The organism is Streptomyces sp. NPDC001890 (assembly GCF_042891445.1).
In the GTDB taxonomy this organism is placed as follows: domain Bacteria; phylum Actinomycetota; class Actinomycetes; order Streptomycetales; family Streptomycetaceae; genus Streptomyces.
Genome location: NZ_JBIATE010000012.1, coordinates 68,190 through 85,432, shown reverse-complemented (window position 1 = coordinate 85,432; position 17,243 = coordinate 68,190). Strand labels below are relative to the sequence as shown.

Annotated in this window: 14 protein-coding genes; 9 read left to right on the top strand and 5 right to left on the bottom strand. The window is 67.3% G+C overall.

All coding sequences use genetic code 11. From position 1 onward, the window contains the following. Nucleotides 1-110 precede the first annotated feature (110 nt). The 4 genes from ACFYY1_RS26050 to ACFYY1_RS26035 are packed head-to-tail and all read left to right on the top strand — an operon-like array spanning nt 111 to nt 5,157. Complete coding sequence (locus ACFYY1_RS26050) at nt 111-1,121, top strand: HAD family hydrolase (protein ID WP_388589811.1); 1,011 nt, start codon at nt 111-113, stop codon at nt 1,119-1,121. 7 nt (nt 1,122-1,128) lie between these two features. Next, a complete protein-coding gene (locus tag ACFYY1_RS26045) occupies nt 1,129-2,682 on the top strand; it encodes a class I adenylate-forming enzyme family protein (RefSeq protein WP_388589808.1) in 1,554 nt (517 codons plus the stop codon). After that, the gene (locus ACFYY1_RS26040) at nt 2,679-3,965 is read left to right on the top strand and encodes a type III PLP-dependent enzyme (RefSeq protein WP_388589806.1); all 1,287 of its coding nucleotides are present in this window, start codon (nt 2,679-2,681) and stop codon (nt 3,963-3,965) included. The genes ACFYY1_RS26045 and ACFYY1_RS26040 overlap by 4 nt, the downstream gene beginning before the upstream one ends. A 40-nt stretch (nt 3,966-4,005) precedes the next feature. Then, the gene (locus ACFYY1_RS26035; protein WP_388589803.1) at nt 4,006-5,157 is read left to right on the top strand and encodes an acyl-CoA dehydrogenase family protein; all 1,152 of its coding nucleotides are present in this window, start codon (nt 4,006-4,008) and stop codon (nt 5,155-5,157) included. An 81-nt stretch (nt 5,158-5,238) separates the two neighbouring features. Here ACFYY1_RS26035 and ACFYY1_RS26030 read toward each other — a convergent pair whose 3' ends face one another. The 5 genes from ACFYY1_RS26030 to ACFYY1_RS26010 form a co-directional block, all read right to left on the bottom strand. Then, nucleotides 5,239-6,378 (bottom strand): nucleotidyltransferase family protein, encoded by a 1,140-nt coding sequence (locus tag ACFYY1_RS26030; RefSeq protein WP_388589800.1) that lies wholly within the window; start codon nt 6,376-6,378, stop codon nt 5,239-5,241. Continuing rightward, entirely contained in the window at nt 6,375-7,448 is a 1,074-nt protein-coding gene (locus tag ACFYY1_RS26025; RefSeq protein ID WP_388589796.1) for a hypothetical protein, read from the bottom strand. Before ACFYY1_RS26025 ends, ACFYY1_RS26030 begins: the two co-directional genes overlap by 4 nt. Nucleotides 7,449-7,735: 287 nt before the next feature. Continuing rightward, complete coding sequence (locus tag ACFYY1_RS26020; RefSeq protein ID WP_388590121.1) at nt 7,736-9,742, bottom strand: BTAD domain-containing putative transcriptional regulator; 2,007 nt, start codon at nt 9,740-9,742, stop codon at nt 7,736-7,738. Nucleotides 9,743-9,856: 114 nt separating this feature from the next. Next, nucleotides 9,857-10,108 (bottom strand): acyl carrier protein, encoded by a 252-nt coding sequence (locus ACFYY1_RS26015; RefSeq protein WP_388589793.1) that lies wholly within the window; start codon nt 10,106-10,108, stop codon nt 9,857-9,859. Between the two features lie 742 nt (nt 10,109-10,850). Next, on the bottom strand, nt 10,851-11,102 hold the full coding sequence (locus ACFYY1_RS26010) for a hypothetical protein (RefSeq protein WP_388589790.1): 252 nt from the start codon (nt 11,100-11,102) through the stop codon (nt 10,851-10,853). 375 nt (nt 11,103-11,477) lie between these two features. On the opposite strand from ACFYY1_RS26010, the gene ACFYY1_RS26005 reads away from it, so the two are divergent. From ACFYY1_RS26005 to ACFYY1_RS25985, 5 genes are all read left to right on the top strand, one after another. Then, complete coding sequence (locus tag ACFYY1_RS26005) at nt 11,478-13,184, top strand: condensation domain-containing protein (RefSeq protein WP_388589787.1); 1,707 nt, start codon at nt 11,478-11,480, stop codon at nt 13,182-13,184. 127 nt (nt 13,185-13,311) lie between these two features. Continuing rightward, the gene (locus ACFYY1_RS26000) at nt 13,312-13,599 is read left to right on the top strand and encodes a phosphopantetheine-binding protein (RefSeq protein WP_376422381.1); all 288 of its coding nucleotides are present in this window, start codon (nt 13,312-13,314) and stop codon (nt 13,597-13,599) included. 199 nt (nt 13,600-13,798) lie between these two features. Continuing rightward, entirely contained in the window at nt 13,799-14,272 is a 474-nt protein-coding gene (locus ACFYY1_RS25995) for an NUDIX domain-containing protein (RefSeq protein ID WP_376422384.1), read from the top strand. A 729-nt stretch (nt 14,273-15,001) separates the two neighbouring features. Continuing rightward, entirely contained in the window at nt 15,002-15,442 is a 441-nt protein-coding gene (locus ACFYY1_RS25990) for a cupin domain-containing protein (RefSeq protein ID WP_388589783.1), read from the top strand. 189 nt (nt 15,443-15,631) lie between these two features. Continuing rightward, nucleotides 15,632-17,236, top strand: a complete 1,605-nt coding sequence (locus tag ACFYY1_RS25985; RefSeq protein ID WP_388589781.1) for a class I adenylate-forming enzyme family protein — start codon at nt 15,632-15,634, stop codon at nt 17,234-17,236. Nucleotides 17,237-17,243 lie beyond the last annotated feature (7 nt).

Genomic DNA, 17,243 nt, shown 5'->3' with positions numbered 1-17,243 from the left:
ATGAAAGAGACCACGGGGACCTGCAGGCCACTCGACGGCGCGTTATTCACCGGGGCATCACCGGCAGACGGCCGATCCATGACAGCAGGCGCCCGGACCCGGACCCCTCGGTGACGGCCGCCTCTCCGGACCACCTGGTGCCCGCGGACCCTCACACGTACCCGGAAGCGTGCGCGGACAGGCCGCGCACCCCGCGCCACCATCCCCTGCGCTACGCGGCGTTCGACTTGGACGGCACCCTTCTGGACCGCCGGGGTCGCTTCCTCCCCGGACTCGCCGACGGTCTGACCCGGTTGCGTGATCAGGGTGTCCGCCCTCTGCTCGTCACCGGGCGGTCACTCAGTTCGTTCCGCGGGATCAGCCCAACCGACCCCGTCCTGACCGCGTTCGACGACCCCCTCCTTCTCAGCCACGGGAACGTCCTGCTGCGCCGCACCGAAGGCCTCATCACCGTCACGCGGGCGCTGCCGGAGGGGATCGCCCTCCGGCTGGCCGCCGCCGGCCTCCCCGACACGGTCACCGAGACCGGCGACGCCCTGGTCGCCCGCACCCGCCGGGCCGCCCTCGCCTACTCGCTCGCCTATGATCTGCCGCGTTCGGCCGTGGCAACCGAACCTGCTGGGCCGGCCAAGGGCGAAAGCGCCGCGGCGGTGACGGTGTTCGGTGCCGCCGCCGGACTCTCCGGACTCTCCGGCAAGCTGGCCGGCCTGTCACACGACCTGGATCGCATCTCGGCGTTCCAGGGTTGCGTCGTACGTCCCGAGGGCACCTGCAAGGCCGCCGCGCTCGACGCCCACCTGCGAGAGACGTACGGCGAGGAGCAGGGGCTGTCAGCCGTCATAGCCTTCGGAGACTCCCGCAACGACGGCTGCCTCCTCGGCTCCGCCGCCTACGGAGTGGCCGTCGAGGGCTCCGACGAGATCGCCGTACGCCACTGCGACCAGCTGCTCACCGGCCCGCTCGCCGACTTCCTCGCCACGTTCGACGCACACCGTCGGCTGCCACAGGCGTCCGTGACCGCTCACACCACGGCGCGGCCTCCATGCTTCGGCGCCCATGCCGCTGGTGCCGCGGAGAAGCCGGTCGGTACGCCGTCGGCTACAGGCCGTTCCGGGAGGTGAAACGGATTTGACGAACAAACCGCAGTCCATGGCGGATCCGGTCCTGGCGGCGGGCGGCACATTGGTGCCGTCCCTGTTGGACCGAGCCGTCGAGCACCATGGCTCGCGCCCCGCGGCCCGCGACGGCTCGGGAGCATGGACCTACCGCCAACTGGACCGTTACAGCCGCGCGGTGGCCTCGAACCTCGCTTCCCTTGGCATCGGAACCGGAGCACGGATCCTGTCCCTCCTGCCAGGCGGCAGGGCCTTCACAGCGCTGCTGTACGGCGCGCTGCGGCAGGGCGCCGTCGTGATTCCGGCCGCCGAGGACATCAGCGACTATCAGCTCCGCTGGCTGTTGGCAGACGCCCGGCCAACGCTCGTGGTTGTTCCGGAAGACCATGCCGGCCGCTCCGTCACCTGCTCCGTCGCGCCCGTGGTTGCGGCGTCGGCCTTGCTGCACGCCGACCGGGCCGCTCCGCCCGGATTCCTGGGCACGGCACCCCCCGCCCAGGACGACGCCGGCCGACTGGGACCCGACGCCACAGCTCTGATGATCTACACCTCGGGTAGTACGGCGCGTCCGAAGGGCATTCTCTGCCCGCACGGCACGGTCGTGTGGGCGGCCCACGCGGTGGCTTCGACACTGGGCTACCGCTACGACGACATCGTCTACGTCCGGCTTCCGATGTCCTTCGACTACGGCCTCTACCAGATCCTGCTCTGCGCCGTGGCCGGGGCCGAGATCGTCTTCCCGTCGGAGCCGATGTCGGCAGGCGAGCTACGGGCCGTCCGGAACAGCGGGGCGACCGTTCTGCCGCTGGTCCCCACTCTGGCAGCGGTACTGAGCCGACTCGCGGCCCGCGACACCCGGCCCACCTCGCTCCGCCTGTTCAGCAACACCGGCGCGGCGTTGGTGGGCCCGGACGCCGCACGCCTCCGGTCGGCGTTCCCCGGCGCTCGCCTCATCTGCATGTACGGCATGAGCGAGTGCAAGCGCATCACCGTCGCCAGGCCGGACGAGGACCTGACGCACCCGGCAACGGTCGGGCGCGCCCTGCCCGGCACCGAACTGTTCGTGGTGGACGAGCAGGGCGAGGTGCTGCCTCCGGGCGAGGTCGGCCAGATCCTCTCGGCGGGGCCGCACGTGATGGCCGGCTACTGGCAGGCGCCGGACGCGAACGCGGAACGGTTCGTCCCGGCCCCCGGCGGGCACGGCCGCGCGGTTGCCACCGGGGACTACGGCTACCTCGACCACGAGGGACGGCTGTACTTCGTGGGCCGCCGCGACGACGTCTTCAAGCGGCGGGGGTGGCGGGTGAGCGCCCAGGAGATCGAGAGCGCCATGCTGGACATCGAAGGGGTCGAGGCCGCGGCGTGTGTTCCGCCCGGTCCCGATGGCGAGCTCACGGTGTGGGCAGTGACCGGGCGCCCGCCGAGGGCCGTGCTGAGAGGGGTGGAGGAACGGCTCGGCCCAGCCAAAGTCCCCGACCGCTGCGTGGTCGTGGATCACCTGCCGCAGACGCCACACGGGAAGATAGACAAGGCGGCGCTGCGCCGATCCGCGGAGACCACCCGATGAACGATCCCGTCTTCCTGCGAGAACTGGCCGCCCGCTACGGCACCCCCGCCTACCTCTACGACCTCGCCGCTGTGCGCGCCGCCGCCCGTGCCCTGAAGGCGGACCTGCCCCCCGGAGTGCGGCTGATGTACTCGGTGAAGGCCAATCCCCACCCACTGGTGATTGCCGCTCTCTGCGCCGAGGGCCTGGGGGCCGAGGTGAGTTCGACCGGCGAGGTAGTGGCGGCCTCCGGCGCGGGCTGTCCGCCCGAGCACATGATTCACACGGGCCCGGGCAAATCCATGCGGGAGATCGTGCAGTCCCTCAAGACGGGTGTGCGGACCTTCTCGGTGGAGTCGCCGACGGACCGGGCCCGGCTGGCGGAAGCCGCGGCGGCGGCGGACACCGACTGCGCCTACGTGGTCCGCCTCAACGGCCCGGCCGGCAGCGGCAGCGGATCGTTGCGGATGACCGGGAGGCCCACCGCGTTCGGCGTCGACACGACGGACTCCGACGCGCTCACCGAGCTGTTCCGTCCCCTGGGCCCGGCGCACCCCGTCGGAGTGCATACCTTCTTCGCGACGAACGTGGCGACCGAGGACGCGCTGCTTTCCGAGTTCGACCAGGCGCTGCGCACCGTGGCGGGGGTGTGCGAGCGCACCGGGTTCACCCCGCAAGTCCTCGACCTGGGCGGCGGTTTCCCCGCGCCGTTCGCCCGGCCCGGCGAACTCACCCGCCATCCGAGGCTCACCGACAGCCTGACCCGCATGCTCGACGAGCACGCGGCGGTGTGGCGGCAGGAAGACCTTGAGCTGATGTTTGAGTCCGGGCGCTACCTGGCGGCGACCGCGGGCACCTTGCTGACGCAGGTCCTTGACGTCAAGCGGACCGGCGACCGGACGTTCACGGTCCTCGACGCCGGGGTCAACGCCCTCGGTGGCATGTCCGGACTGGGCCGCCTCGTGCGGCCCAACGTCCAGCCGTATCGGATCGGCACGGGCCGGGCAACCGGCCACGCCGACAGGACGTCGCGGGACGAAGAGTGCATCGGCGAAACCGGGTCCACCGCACTGGTCGGCCCATTGTGCACTCCGCTCGACGTACTCAACGGCGCGGCTGCGCTCCGCACTCCCCGCGCCGGTGACCTGTTCGCGGTGCCGAACGTGGGTGCGTACGGCCTGACCGCCGGCCTCATCGGCTTCCTGAGCCACCCCGCACCGGTCGAAATCGTCCTCGACGAGGGGGAAGTGCTCTCGGCACGTCGCCTCACCCTGCGGCCCATCGAAGTGGCCCCTCGCAACTGACCAGCGCATTCTCCAGCGTACGAGCCCGGAGGAAGATCCCATGACTGATGTCGACTCCCTGGTGAGGATCCTCACCGAACACGCCACGGACGTGGACACCAAGGCCCGGTTCCCCGTGGAGGGGCTGCAGGCGTTGCGCTCCAGTGGGTATCTCGGCCTCCTGGTGCCGACCGAGTACGGGGGCATGGGGCTCGGACTCGACGCGCTGGTGGACATCGCGCGCAGGCTCGCCACCGGCTGTCTGTCCACCGCGATGATCTGGGCCATGCACTGTCAGCAGACAGACCTGCTCGTGCGGCACGCCGGCCCGCGCCTCCGGACGGAGCTGCTGCCACGGATCGCCGCAGGCGAGGTGTATCTCGCCTCCGTCACCACGGAGGAGGGCTCGGGCGGCGAACTGCTGTCCGCCCACGAGGCTCTGCGCGGCCGGGACGAGGATCTGGTCATCCGGCGGGCAGCCCCCGTCGTCACCGGAGGCGCGTACGCCGACGGGTTCCTGATCACCATGCGGGCACACCAGGACGCCGGTCCACACGAGGTCTCGCTGGTCTACGCCGACCGCGCCGACCTGGAGATCGAGCAGACCGGGGACTGGGACACCCTGGGAATGCGCGGAACGCACAGCGTGGCGCTGCGCCTGACCGGGCATGTCCCCGTGGACAACATGGTGGGGCCACCTGGCCGCTTTCGGCAGGCCGCCGCGGACAGCATGGTCCCCACGGGACATCTCGCCTGGAGCGCCTGCTGGCTGGGAGCGGCTCAGGGTGCGTTCAGCTCCCTGGTGCGCAGGCTGGCGGGGGGCGCACGCAAGGGGGGCAGCGACATCTCCTCTCCGCTGGTCCAGGAGCGCATAGCCCGCATCCGACTCGACCTCGAACTGGTCAGCGCCTACCTGGCCAAGGTCCAGGAAGAGGTGACCGGCATCCGGGCCGAGGGCGGCCGGCTGGACGGTCCCGTGGTGCGGATCCATCTCAACAGCCTCAAGCTCGCGGCCTCAGAGCTGACATTCCGGGCAGCCGACCGCATGGTGCAGTTGGCCGGGCTGTCAGTGGGATACGCGCATACCTCGCCGCTTCCCCTGGAACGGGTCTTCCGCGATCTGCGGTCGGCGGCGCTCAACTACGCCAACGACCGGCTACTGACGGCGAACGGCACCCTGTCCCTCCTCGACCGGAATGTCACGCTGGTGTGAGAGGGGGACGCGTCGGCCATGCTCCGTTCCGGTGAGCGGAGCGGCCTTGACCCGGTCCCTCGGCCGCCACCGCTGTGCACATCAGGCGTCCGCGGCCACCGGTACCAGCTCCGGGGGGTGAGGGGAACGCAGCCGTTCGCGCATGTCTCCCGACCATGTCAGCCGGCGTCCTGAGCCTCCTTGCCCGCTGGCCAGCCACGCCGGGTCGGCCGCTGCCGCGAGGCCCAGGCCGGCCACCATCTCCGTACCCAGCAGCGCGTCGGTGTGCGCGCAGACCCAGGCCACCGGACCGGCCAGCTCCCATGTGGCGACACTCTCCGCGACGCGGCGGCGCGTCTGTGGGGAGGAACGCCGCCACTGCCGTGCGATGTCCGCGAACTGCGCCAGGGAGACGTCCTTGGTCTGCACGGTTCGCTGCACCCATGCCTCGCGAAACAGGTGGAGGCAGAGGAAGAGGAAGCAGTGCGTCGGCGACAGCGTCGGCAGGGTGGTCCCGCCCAGGACGTTCACCGTCTCCCTCTGCGCCATGACCGGCCCCAGGGGGACGTGCCATGCGCTGCCGTGCCAGGTCAGGCTATTGGCTACGTCAACGGAAATGTGCGGCACGCACAGGTCGTCGACGAGCCGGTGGAAGTGCGGCAGGTGGTCGGGGGACATCCGGTACATCCGCTCTGCGGCCCGGGAGATCTTCCGTAGCTCCCTGGCCGTGGGGTCGAAGGCCACCGCGGCTTCGTAGCCCAGGTCGACAAGGGCCGCCTGTGTGCGTTCCCGATCGGCCGGTGCGATCATCAAGTCGATGTCGTTGTACGTCCGGACGCCGCTGTCGTCGTACAGGGTGGACTGCAGCACCACCCCCTTGGTCCAAGCGGCCTGGATGCCGGCCCCTTCCAGGGCCGTGGACACCCGTAGGGCCTCGTGCGTCAGCAGGTGGGCACGGTGCTCGCTCATCAGCAGGTAGGACAGCACGGGATTGCGCAGCCGGGCTGGCAGGGTGCGGCGCAGCCCGTGGCGATGAAGGTAGTGCGCAAGGGCAGCCAGCAGACCGTGGCGCATCGCCTGCTCGACGAGGCGGCCGTGGTCGAAGTCGGCCCTCGCGAGGGGCGCGGCGCGCTCGTCGGGTTCTTCGTCCAGCCCCTGCTGGAGCGCGATGAGTTGCAGGACGCCCCACACGGCGTCGTCCGAGCTGCTGCCGTCGGGGCGAGGCTCCGCTGGGGTCGTCATCGGCGCACATTCCGTTCTGCTCGGGTGGCGCGAGCGGTCGTGTCGGGCACCGTGCGCCCCGTGTCCGGAGACAGCAGCTGCGCGACCCTGTCGTCGCAGTGCAGCGCGGGATCCCAGACGAGGCGCCTCACCGGACGGCCGTCGACCAGTGCGGACAGTCGTGCCGTCGCCGCCTCGGGTGCCTCGGACCCGGGCTCGGCGGTCAGCCAGCGACTCCGGTAGTCGGGGTCGGGCGCGAGCAGGTGCGGGCGCAGGGCAGCCACGGCCTCCGCCGGGTCCAGGTCGTCCAGTCGGGGGGACGCGTGGGGCATGCTCTCCAACACCACCAGGGAGTCGGCGGGCGTCGCGGCCACGAAGCCGCACCCCAGCAGCTCGTGCACTTCAGCATTGCTCAGCGACACCTTGGGCTCCTTCGCCGTCCGCGGCCCCTCGCCGGATCGGTCGGTGCCGCCCTGTGCGAAGGGGTTGAGGCCACGGATGGGGGAGCGCTCGCGCAGGGCACGGGCGATGCCCATCGCCTCGGCGGAGCCGACACTGAGACGGGTGGACTCGGGCAGGCCGACGAGGATCCGTGTGCCTCCCCACTCCAGGAGAAAGCTGCGGTCCGTGCCCACCGCCCGGCCTCCGCCGCGCCCCACCCGGATCGCGGCAGAGGTCTTGCCCGCGCCGGAAGCACCGGCAAGCAGCACGCCGCCTCCGCCGCCTGCCAGTTCGGCTGCGGCTCCGTGGAAGGTGACGGCCCCTCGACGGAGCAGGTCCTCGCGGACCAGTTCCCGTACGGTGCGCGAGACCACCGGCCCGAGGTCCTCACGACGGTCTCCCACGACAGCCCAGGAGCGGAAGTCCCGGGTGAGAAGGGCGTGCTGGTACGCGTGCCCGTCGTCGACGAGCATCACCGCGCCGTCGCCGCCGGTCTTCCAGCACGCGTACCACACCCCGCGAAAGGACTCCCGCCGGCTCACGGGACGGCCCACTGCCGCAGACCGGATGATGCCGAGCAGCGCGGGGTCGGCGACGGCGTACAGGTCGGTGACCGGGAGCACCGCGGGGACAAAGGAAGGGTGAGCCACAACGTGGTGCTGGCTGGCAACGTACGCGCGAGTACGGCGCGAGTTGGTGTGTACTTGCAACGCACTGGTGAACCAGCGCACGGGAACCGGATGGTGACCACTGCCTTCGAGCGCCTGCTGGACCGCCCGTTCGTACAGGTTCACCGGCGCCTCCCCACGGCGGACAGGCAACTGTCCCACCGGCATCGCCAGGACAGGGAATCCGACTGCCTCGTCATGCGTCGCTCCATCCTTCTCGACATGCTTTCCGACATGTTTCGCGGCGGGGCGTGCGACTGTGTGTGCACTCACCCGCCCTCCCCCGAAGACGGGGCCCGGACAGGCATCCTGGGGGCTGCGTCCGACCTGAACGGTTGGACCGGAAGACGGACTGCCGCCGCGGGCACCAAGGACGCGTGCAAGTGAACGCACTCGGCGACAGCTGTCTGCAACCGCTTCCTCCGCACGGGCGGCAGCTCCGCGAGAACGACTTCGCGAAGCACCGGCCAGGTGAAGCGGCAGCGTCCCGGTTGCCAGGGTCCGGAACCTTCCTCCCACCGGACCGCACCCGCGGCGGCGGCTGCGCCCACCAGGTCGAGAACCTCGTCCGAGGTGCTGCCGCGCAGCCGCGCCAAGAGGTCGATGTCGACCGCCTCGTCGACCACCGCGGCGGTCTCCAGCAGGGCACGGACCGGGAGCTGGAGGCCGCCGAGGAGAGCCGTGAGAACGCTGTGAGCCGAGGCCGGGACACGCGGTGTCGTGCACCCGGTGCGGTCGGCCATCGAGCGCAGCAGCTCTGTGAGGAAGAAGGGGTTGCCGGCACTGCGCCGGTGCAGTTCACGCGCTGTCCTGTCGAGATCACGGGCGGCAACAGGAGCGGAGGAAGTGGCCTGCCACTGGCAGACGACCTCCTTCGCCTCCTGCGCCGTGAGTGGCGACAGCCGGAGATGGACACCTCCTTGACGCGCCAGCAGCGCGGAGACCCGATTCACTCCGGCCTGGGAGGCGTCGCGCGTGTTGCACACCACTGCCAGGGGGAGCTCACGCAGATGCACGGCCAGGAAAGCAAGGAGCTCACACGACTCGGGGTCGATCCACTGCATGTCGTCGATGAGACACAAGGTGGGACGGTCGGCGAGCGCGTGCTGCAGGTCCTTGGCGACGTCTTCGAAGAAGGTCAGCCGTTGCATGGGCGCGCTCACTTCGCCCGTACTCAGCGCGGCCTGAGTGAGAGTGTCCCGTTCCGGCAGCAACTGCCGCAGCATCTGCAGGGCGGTCCAGAATGGTGTGGCGCTCGCGGGGCCGCCGGCCTCTCCGCCGTGACGGGTCCATACGACAGCGAAACCACGGTCGGCGGCGCGCCGGGCGAGTTCCTCGGCCAGCCTCGTTTTGCCCCAGCCCAGCTCGCCGGAAACCATGGCCCACGCCGTCTCCCCTGATCCGGCGGCGCCCAGCAGTTCGTCCAGCCGGGACAGCTCCGCCGACCTGCCCGGCAGTAGTGGTGCGTCGCGCAGGGGCGCGGCTTTCGGGAAGGCGAGCTCCGTGCGCTGTGGCGGCTCCGGTGCGATCTGCCGGGTGTCGTGTCGCAGGATGGCGAGTTGGATGCCGCGGAGCCCGGGTCCCGGTTCCAGCCCGAGTTCCGCGTTGAGGCGGTCGCGCACCACGTCGTACTGCCGGATGGCCTCGGCGGATCGGCCCGAGAGATAGAGGGCACGCATCATGAGAATCCACGCCACCTCGTTCATGGGATGGTCAGCGGTCAGCTCCTGGGCAGCGGCTGTCGCCGCGTCGAACTGAGAGAGCGCCAGCAGCGCCGAGATCCTGACTTCCCGCGCTCTGAGCCTGCCCTCCTCCAGCCGGAAGATCTCCTGCGCAGCGAATGGATAGTCCGCGGCCTCGACGAACGGGGTTCCGCGCCAACGCACCAGCGCCCGTTCGGCCTCCCGGCAGGCGGCAGCGGGCTCTCCGGTGGACAGCTGCCGCTGGGCACGGTCGAGGTCTCGCTGGAACTGCACTGTGTCCAGACTCTCGTGCGGGACACGCAGCGCGTAGCCGGACGTCTCGGTCACCAGCAGACGGGAGTGTCCGCGGCAGGCCCTGTCGGGTTCCAAGGCGGCGCGGAGCCTGCTGATGTGCGCGTGCAGGGAGGAGATGGAGCCGCGGGAAGGGTGGCCGCCCCACACGTCATCGCGGAGGCGGTCCGTGCTGACGATGCGCCCGTTCTCCGCGAGGAGGCGAAGCAGAAGTATCCGTCGCTGCCGCGGCCCCAATGCGACAGGACCGCCGCCTCGCTGGATCTCCAAGGGACCGAGCACCTTGAAGTACGTGTCGCTCTGTTGCGCCTGCACCGACGCCTACCCCCCTTTCGAATCAGCCTGAATGGGACACACCCCGCCCGGGCGTCCACGGCGCGTCACCACGTTCGCTCCTCACCCCGACGAAGCGAGCTTCTCCTCCAGCAGGTTCACGATGCTGGCGATCGTCGCGAATCTCTCGAAGGTCATCTCCTCGTCGTTGAAGGTGACGCTGAAGACGTCTTCCAGGTCCAGGGTGACTTCCACGCTGCTCAGCGAATCGAGGCCGTGATCGGCGAGGGCATCTTCGTCATCGAAGTCGATCGCGGTGTTGAGTTGCGCCTCAATGATGCTGCGTACGCGTTGGGTGATCTCTTGTCCGTCCATCCATTTCCTCTTTCGGAAGGATTCCCTCTGAGGGGCACATTGCGGTCCATAAGCCGAGAGCTGGGCGCTGCGCAGTCCAGGAATGAGAAGTGCATGGGACACCGGGAACAGATCCGTCAGGGCATGGGCGCCGCTCTGAAGCCGAGGAGCCGGAGTCCGGAAGTGTTCCTCCCGATCTCATTTCTCCGGTCATGCAGGGGACCTTCGGAAAGGCCGAGGGCAAGCCCTCTGATCAACGTCGGGTGGGTCAGGACGTGCAGCCTCATGCCTGAATTGCGCATCGCGCCCGTTTTCTCCTGGAAAAACGTTTTAGTAAAATGCCGAACGAAATGCTACGATCAACTTCATGCCCCTGTCAACGGTTGCGATCGCAGCCTTCGGGTCTGAGGGAGTGGGACTTCGGGCGCTGCGGAGAGTTCCTGGGGCAGGCTGACGAACCTGCGTCGCAGGATCCTTGATGTGGCGCCATGGGAAGCCTGGCCGTCAGCCGTCCCCCTGTTGCGGTGCGGAGGTCATGAACAAGCCTCCTGGCCAACGGCGGCTGGGCGGGGGCGAGGCGTACAGCCTTATGTCGAAGTTGCGCAACACGCCCCATTTTCTCCTGGAAGAACGATTTACTAAACTACCGAATGGCGTGCTGTGATCGGCGGCGCGTCCTGGCTGAAAGGGCTGTCCCGGGGTGACGTTCAGATCGGTCTGTCCACATCGAACAGGAAAACGCATAAGGGGATGTCTCACGAGGTCATTCGCTGACCGGGCCGAATCCGGTCGATCGCGACAGGAAGGGCAGCGAACTGCACGAGCTGTCCGAGGCCCAGGGGCTGCCGCCGGCCGCCGCGGTGTCCGGCGCAAACATGCACGACAGCCAGGCGTTCAAGCATCTTTCTCCACATAAATCCAGCGTCGTCCCGAGCTGTTCACCCACAACTGCCCGAGCCGGGCGAAAAACGAACAGTTCCAACTGCGCGACCGGGGTCGTCTCGGACCAGCGCACGTCCGCTCCGCTGTCGGCACCCAGGCGCACCGGCCTGCGCAGACACGGGGCCTGAGAACGGAGCCGTGTCGCAGCAGGTCACAACCGCAATCCGGAGTCTCTGCCGAAACCAAAACGGTGCACGCACACCGGCCGGCCGCTGCGTGTCACCTTGCCTGCCCCATACACGAAACTTTCGCGCCCCCTGTCACCCGCGAAGACCGCTGGCTATGATCACCCGTCTGACGTGAGCACCCAACAGGCACGGGAGCAACGAAGTGGAAACCAATGGGGTTTCCGCGACGCCGTGTCTCGCGTTCACGGTTCGCCACCTCCGGCCCGGCCTGGAGACTTCACGGTTCCGAACGTCTCAACGCATAGGAGATGTAGCTCGCCATGCGAATTTCTCAAATTGCCGCACCCTTTCACGGAACCCGCAGCGGCATCCGGCCCATGACGTGGGGGCAGATAAAGTTCTCCCGTCTGCTCGAAGAGAAGCACCCTACCGAATTGGGGCTTTTCAATCTCAAGCGAGAAATTCCCGTACCCCAGGACACCCGAATTGAAACAATAGTCGAGGCCATCACGCTCGCGGTCGAACGATTCGAGTCCCTCCGAACCCGATTCAACCCGGTTTCCGATCGCCTTCAGATTCTCTCCAGCAAGGGAACCGTTCCGATCACGGTTATCGAGTTGGAGGACGACGAACATGAACCGCTCAACGAGTACATCAACCACTGGCAGCTAAATCATTTCACTGACGAGTTTTCCGTACGAGTCGCAATCACCATTGAGAATAATTCAGCACGGCGTCTTTTCCTCGTATACAACCACGTGACCATCGATGGTGCCTCCGCGGCATTGGTCGATGCCACCGTCAGGGATTCAATCAGGGGTATCAGTACGCGCGCGGATTCGGCCTACCAGTCAATGCAGCCATTCGAGATCCAGGAATACGAACACTCCCGGCCCGGTAGAGCGCGGAGCGCCAGGGCCGCAGAGCACTGGGCGCATGTGCTGCGCCACATTCCGGCCACGGCGTTCTCACCCCGCGCCGGCGGGCCTGCACGCCCGGCCGCGAGCATCGATGCCCCCCAGCGAATAATCAGAGCGTCCTACGATTCCACCAGCCTTTCGCAGTCACAGACCAAGATTGCACAACGCCTGGGCGTAAGCCCCCCTTCAATAATGGCCGCTGCATTCTTTTCGTTGATTTCAGTTCTCACGTCAAACCATTACGTAAATCTTCAGGTTCTCTGCTCGAATCGCCCGCGAGGCGAGCTGCAGGAATCTGTCGCCAATCTCGCACAGGCGGCAATCGCGCTGATTGACTGTAGCGGAGTAACATTTGACGCCCTCACGAAAAGAGTCAGCAGTGCGGCACTGCGGGCGTATCGCCATGGGCGGTACGATCCCGACATGGAGGATGATTTGATGCGTGAAATTCGCAGCGAGCGCGGAATGCACGTGACACGAGATTCCTGCATGTTCAATTACATCAACATCACCGGTGATTTTCCAGTACCAGAATTCGAATCCCTGGGTAAGGTGGAGTGGCTGAGTTCTCGTTCCCGATGGACTGCCCCTCCGTTGCGATTCGACGTTCGATCCACGAGTTCGACGGTTCGCTTGGCAATTGAAGCCGATGACGCATACCTGACCAGGGGTGACGTGGAGTCTCTCCTTCGAGGGGTGGAGAGCATCTGCGCCAGGGCCACTCATCATGATATCGAAATTTCCGACATTATCGAGATCTGCGACCTTTCCCCGATCGCTCGCTCTCGCGAATGGATATACCGAGACCGCACCTACGTAGACCTTCATTCAACTCGAAACCTCCTGGAAGGGATTCCGGGAGTTGAATCGACATCACTTGCAGTCGAAGAGAGCGACGGGAGAGATCCCAAGATCATTTGCAGGGTGCACGCCGAAGATGAGAAAATTACTGCTGCCGATGTCCACGCCGGCGTTGTCGACAGGTTGCATTCGTTCCCGAACGGCTCTGCGCCGACCTGGTATGACGTGTATCTCGCGGGGGGAAGTGGTGAGCGACTTCTCGATTCCGGGTCTGGGCGCGGCGATGCTCGTTCGGACTCCCTCTGAAGCGAAAACTCCAACTGAGTCCTGTGCATCGTGAAGTCGCAGGTCACTGCGAAGTGCTGCTCGACTCCGGGCTGGTCACCGACTCCAGCCATCTGCTTCTGACCCGCACAGCAAGGAAGGGTGAACAGTGACGAAACCACAGCGACAGGCCCCGTGGGACGACCGGTTCGAACAGATCCTCCGAAGCAACCTCAACTTCCTGGCGGCAGACACCCCGCTGGACGATGACGCCTCACTCTCTGACCTGGGTCTGGATTCCATGCAGACCGTCGCACTCCTCGTCGAGCTTGAGAAGGTCTACGAAATCGCTTTCCCCGACGAGGCCCTGACCGCGGAAACCTTCGCTACTGCGGGGAACCTGTGGACCCAGGTCGAAGCCACCGCCCGGCACACCTCGACGGCGAGCCAGACGTAGTCGCCGATCGCGCGCCGGCATCACGGAGCCGAATCCCGGCCTATTCCGCCTCCGATCTGTTGGAGCGAGGCAACCCGGGCACGGTGTGAGGAACGAGCAAGACGGCGACAAGGCTCAAGGAGTTGAATCGCTGAAAGGCACGCGGGACACACCCCGCCCCGGGCGATACTCAGGCCCGAATGAATCTGTGGAGCTTGTCATGGAGACCAGAGAGACAGTCAGAGCCCTTTTGCTGGACAGTGCTGATCGGCTCCTCATGTTCAAGCTGGTGGACTCTGAGGGTGTACCGAGATGGACATGTCCAGGCGGTGGCCTCAAGGAAGGCGAGCGGATGGACGAAGCCATTCGAAGAGAGCTTTGGGAAGAAACCGGCTTGGTCGACGTTCAGGTGGGACCGCTGGTGTGGGTGGGTACGCCGTGGATCACGCATCGACGTGGTTACGCACAACTAGTCAAACAGTCTTACGTTCTCGTGCGCACGATTTCGACGCAGGTTGACCATCGCAGCCTCCAGGACCACGAGCGCAAGTCCATTAAGGGGTACAGGTGGTGGAGTCTCTCCGAGCTCAAGGCAACACCTGAGCGGCTCCTTCCTGACGGCGACCTGGTTCCGCAACTGGAGTCGATCCTGGAGTGCGGTCCTCCACCCACACCGGTAACCGTTTCTGGCTAAGGGCTTTCCCGCAATTCCTGGCGAGCGCACGACGACAGCTACGGCACCTCGCCGCGTTGTCGAAACACCCGAATGCATCCAGTATGCGGGCGCCTCTCCGTCTTGCGATGCACCGCATCTGACGCCGCGCGCTGATCCACCAGGAATTGCGGGACAGCCCTTAGGGCAAAGGTTCATCTGGCAACGGGGCGATAGATCCGCCGCTCTCCGGCGACGTGTCCGGTGCTCTCTGGCGACCGGGCAAGGACCCTCATTCACCGCCGACCCCCTCGAAGGACAAGGTGTGTCTTGCCGCCTCGGCGTTCTTCCGCCGGCCCGCCTAAGGGCTGTCCCGTAATCCCTGGTGGATCAGCGTGCGGCGTCGGACGCGGTGCATCGCAAGGCGGAGGGACGCCCGAATACTGGATGTATTCGGGCGTTCCGACAACGCGGCGAGGTGCCGTGGCCGTCGTCGCACGCCCGCCAGGGATTACGGGACAGCCCTTAGGAGAAGGAGCCGTACCGCGCATGCCGTAGCGGCTCGTTGCAAGGCTGGACGCCGGTCCAGGCCACCGGTCCCACTACGCATGCGCGACCTCGTGACTACGAGGCTCTCGTTCCTGCCGGGCATAGCAGCTGAGGATCCGGCCGGTCCGGGCCCGTCGGCGGACGGGTCAGCGCAGAGCCTGAGACCGCAGCACCACAGCGCACCACACCATGAACACCCCACCCGTCAGAGAGGACCGAGCCATGGACACCAGGTTCAATCCCGACCGGCACATCCGAAACATCTACAGCTCACCCGAGGTGAAGCTCCTCAACTCACGAGGCGAAGTCCTCCCCGGAATCCTGGGTGCGGTGGGCGCCGGCGAGATGATCGAGAACGACGTGGCGGTCGGTGCGGACCGCATCATCATGGAACCCGGATCCCGCTTCGAACTGCACACACACCCCGGAGCGCACATCCTCTACGTACTCAGCTCCCGCGGCCACATCCACATAGACGGGGTGGACTACGAGATGGGCCAGGGCGACACCGTGTTCGTCCCGGCGAACTACGCACACGGTGTGAAGACCATGCTCCATGTGCCGAAGCCGCTGGAGATCCTCGCGTTCGGGGTGCCCCACATGCCGTTGGAGTCCGCCGAGCGGATGACCCTGGTGGAGGGCTTGTACCAGCGAAGGGGATAAGCCGGCCCCGGCGGTGGGATCGCGGTTCCGAGCTCCCGCCCGAGGTGATCAACGCCGAAACCTTCGCACCGTACGCGCCGTGGCCGACATCGTCCGGCTGGTGCGCGTGGCGAGACGGACCAGTTGAGCGGCGAGCGTGCCGTCCGAGACCGGGGATGACCGGTCGACCGATCCGAACGAGGAATCCGCATGCATGACAGTCCCCTGGCGGACGCCGATCCGGTTCGCCGATACCAGGGTGAGCTCTTCCGGTCCGACCACACGATTCGCTCCGGCATCCCGGCGTACCTGAGCCACGCGGCGGAGCTCCGGGGCAATGCCCCCTACCTCACCGCGGTCGCTGAGGACGGCGGAACAACCACCCTCGCCTACCGGGAACTCGACGAGTACAGCCGCCGGACGGCTCACTGGCTGCGTACCGAATGCGCGGTACCCCCCGGTGCTGCGGTGGGCCTGTTGCCCGTCAACGACGCCGAGTCCGTGGTCGGACTCTTCGCCCTGCTGCGCGCGGGAAACCCGGCGCTGATACTGAACCCCGCCGATCCCACGGCCCGGCTGACGGAGCAGACAGGCGCACTGGACATCGACATCGTGCTCAGGGGGCCGCGGGTGCCGGAGGACGGCCTGCCGGGCAGCATACGGTTGCCGGACCCGCGAAGACTCCCTGCCCCGCCTCCCGGGAGCGTGGAGACTCCGGCCGATCCGGCGTGCGACGCACTGTACTTCGGTACCTCCGGGTCCACCGCAGCGTCCAAGCTGGTGGCCCAGACCCACGCCAACGCCGTAGCCAACGCGGAAGCGGTCCGCCGCCATCACGGCTTGGGATCCGGCGACCGGATACTGGGCTGCCTGCCCATCCATCACGTCAACGGCGTGCACTTCACGCTGATTGCCACACTCGTGGCGGGTGCTCACGCGGTGCTGGCCGAGCGCTTCAGCCCGTTCGGCTATCCCGCGCTGCTGACCACGTACCGGCCGCGGATCGCCAGCGTCGTCCCCAGCCTCCTGGACGCCTTGACCGAGACCTGGCGCCACCGCGAACTGCCCGGGAATTTCGGCTACTTCGTCTCGGCTGCGGCACCGTTGTCGACGACGACCGCCCGCGCCGTGCACGACCGGATCGGCGCGCGCGTGATTCAGGGGTACGGCCTGACGGAGACGACGAACTTCTCCGTGACCATGCCGACGGACCTGTCCGACGAGGCGTACCGGCATCTGGTTCTCGACGCCGACATCCCGTCCGTCGGTATCGCTGTGCACGGAAACGAGGTGGCGGTTCTGACGCCGGACGGCAGCCTCGCCGAGCCGGGGGCGACGGGGGAGATCTGTATGCGCGGCCACAACGTCATGTCGCGGTACGCGAACAACGAAGCGTCCACCGCGAAGGCGTTCCGTGGCGGGTGGTTCCACTCGCAGGACCTGGGACAGCAGACGGTCGACGACGAGTCGGGCCGCACCGTGTTCGTCCTCACCGGCCGCACCAAGAACGTCGCCAAGGTGCGGGGTGAAACGGTCTCCTTGGAGGAGATGGAACGTGTGCTGCGCGCACACCCCGGCCTGCGTGACGCGGCGTGCGCGGCGGTTCCCCAGCCCCTGCTGGGCGAGGCGGTCTCGGCCGCCGTGGTCGCCCCGCCCGAACTCACGGACAGCGAGCTGCGGGCCTATCTGCGCCGGCACTTCGCCGAATGTGTGCTTCCCACCCGGATCGTGCGGGTCGACACGGTGCCAAGAACGGCCACGGGCAAGATCCTGCGGCCGGCTCTCCAAGATGTGCTGGCCCCGCCCGCTCCATGAGTCCTGC

Bases quoted from the DNA above. Each gene is read 5' to 3' on its own strand.
- ACFYY1_RS26030 (WP_388589800.1), bottom strand. From the start codon at position 6,378: ATGACGACCCCAGCGGAGCCTCGCCCCGACGGCAGCAGCTCGGACGAC.
- ACFYY1_RS26040 (WP_388589806.1), top strand. From the start codon at position 2,679: ATGAACGATCCCGTCTTCCTGCGAGAACTGGCCGCCCGCTACGGCACC.
- ACFYY1_RS26005 (WP_388589787.1), top strand. From the start codon at position 11,478: ATGCGAATTTCTCAAATTGCCGCACCCTTTCACGGAACCCGCAGCGGC.
- ACFYY1_RS25985 (WP_388589781.1), top strand. From the start codon at position 15,632: ATGCATGACAGTCCCCTGGCGGACGCCGATCCGGTTCGCCGATACCAG.
- ACFYY1_RS25990 (WP_388589783.1), top strand. From the start codon at position 15,002: ATGGACACCAGGTTCAATCCCGACCGGCACATCCGAAACATCTACAGC.
- ACFYY1_RS26035 (WP_388589803.1), top strand. From the start codon at position 4,006: ATGACTGATGTCGACTCCCTGGTGAGGATCCTCACCGAACACGCCACG.
- ACFYY1_RS26015 (WP_388589793.1), bottom strand. From the start codon at position 10,108: ATGGACGGACAAGAGATCACCCAACGCGTACGCAGCATCATTGAGGCG.
- ACFYY1_RS25995 (WP_376422384.1), top strand. From the start codon at position 13,799: ATGGAGACCAGAGAGACAGTCAGAGCCCTTTTGCTGGACAGTGCTGAT.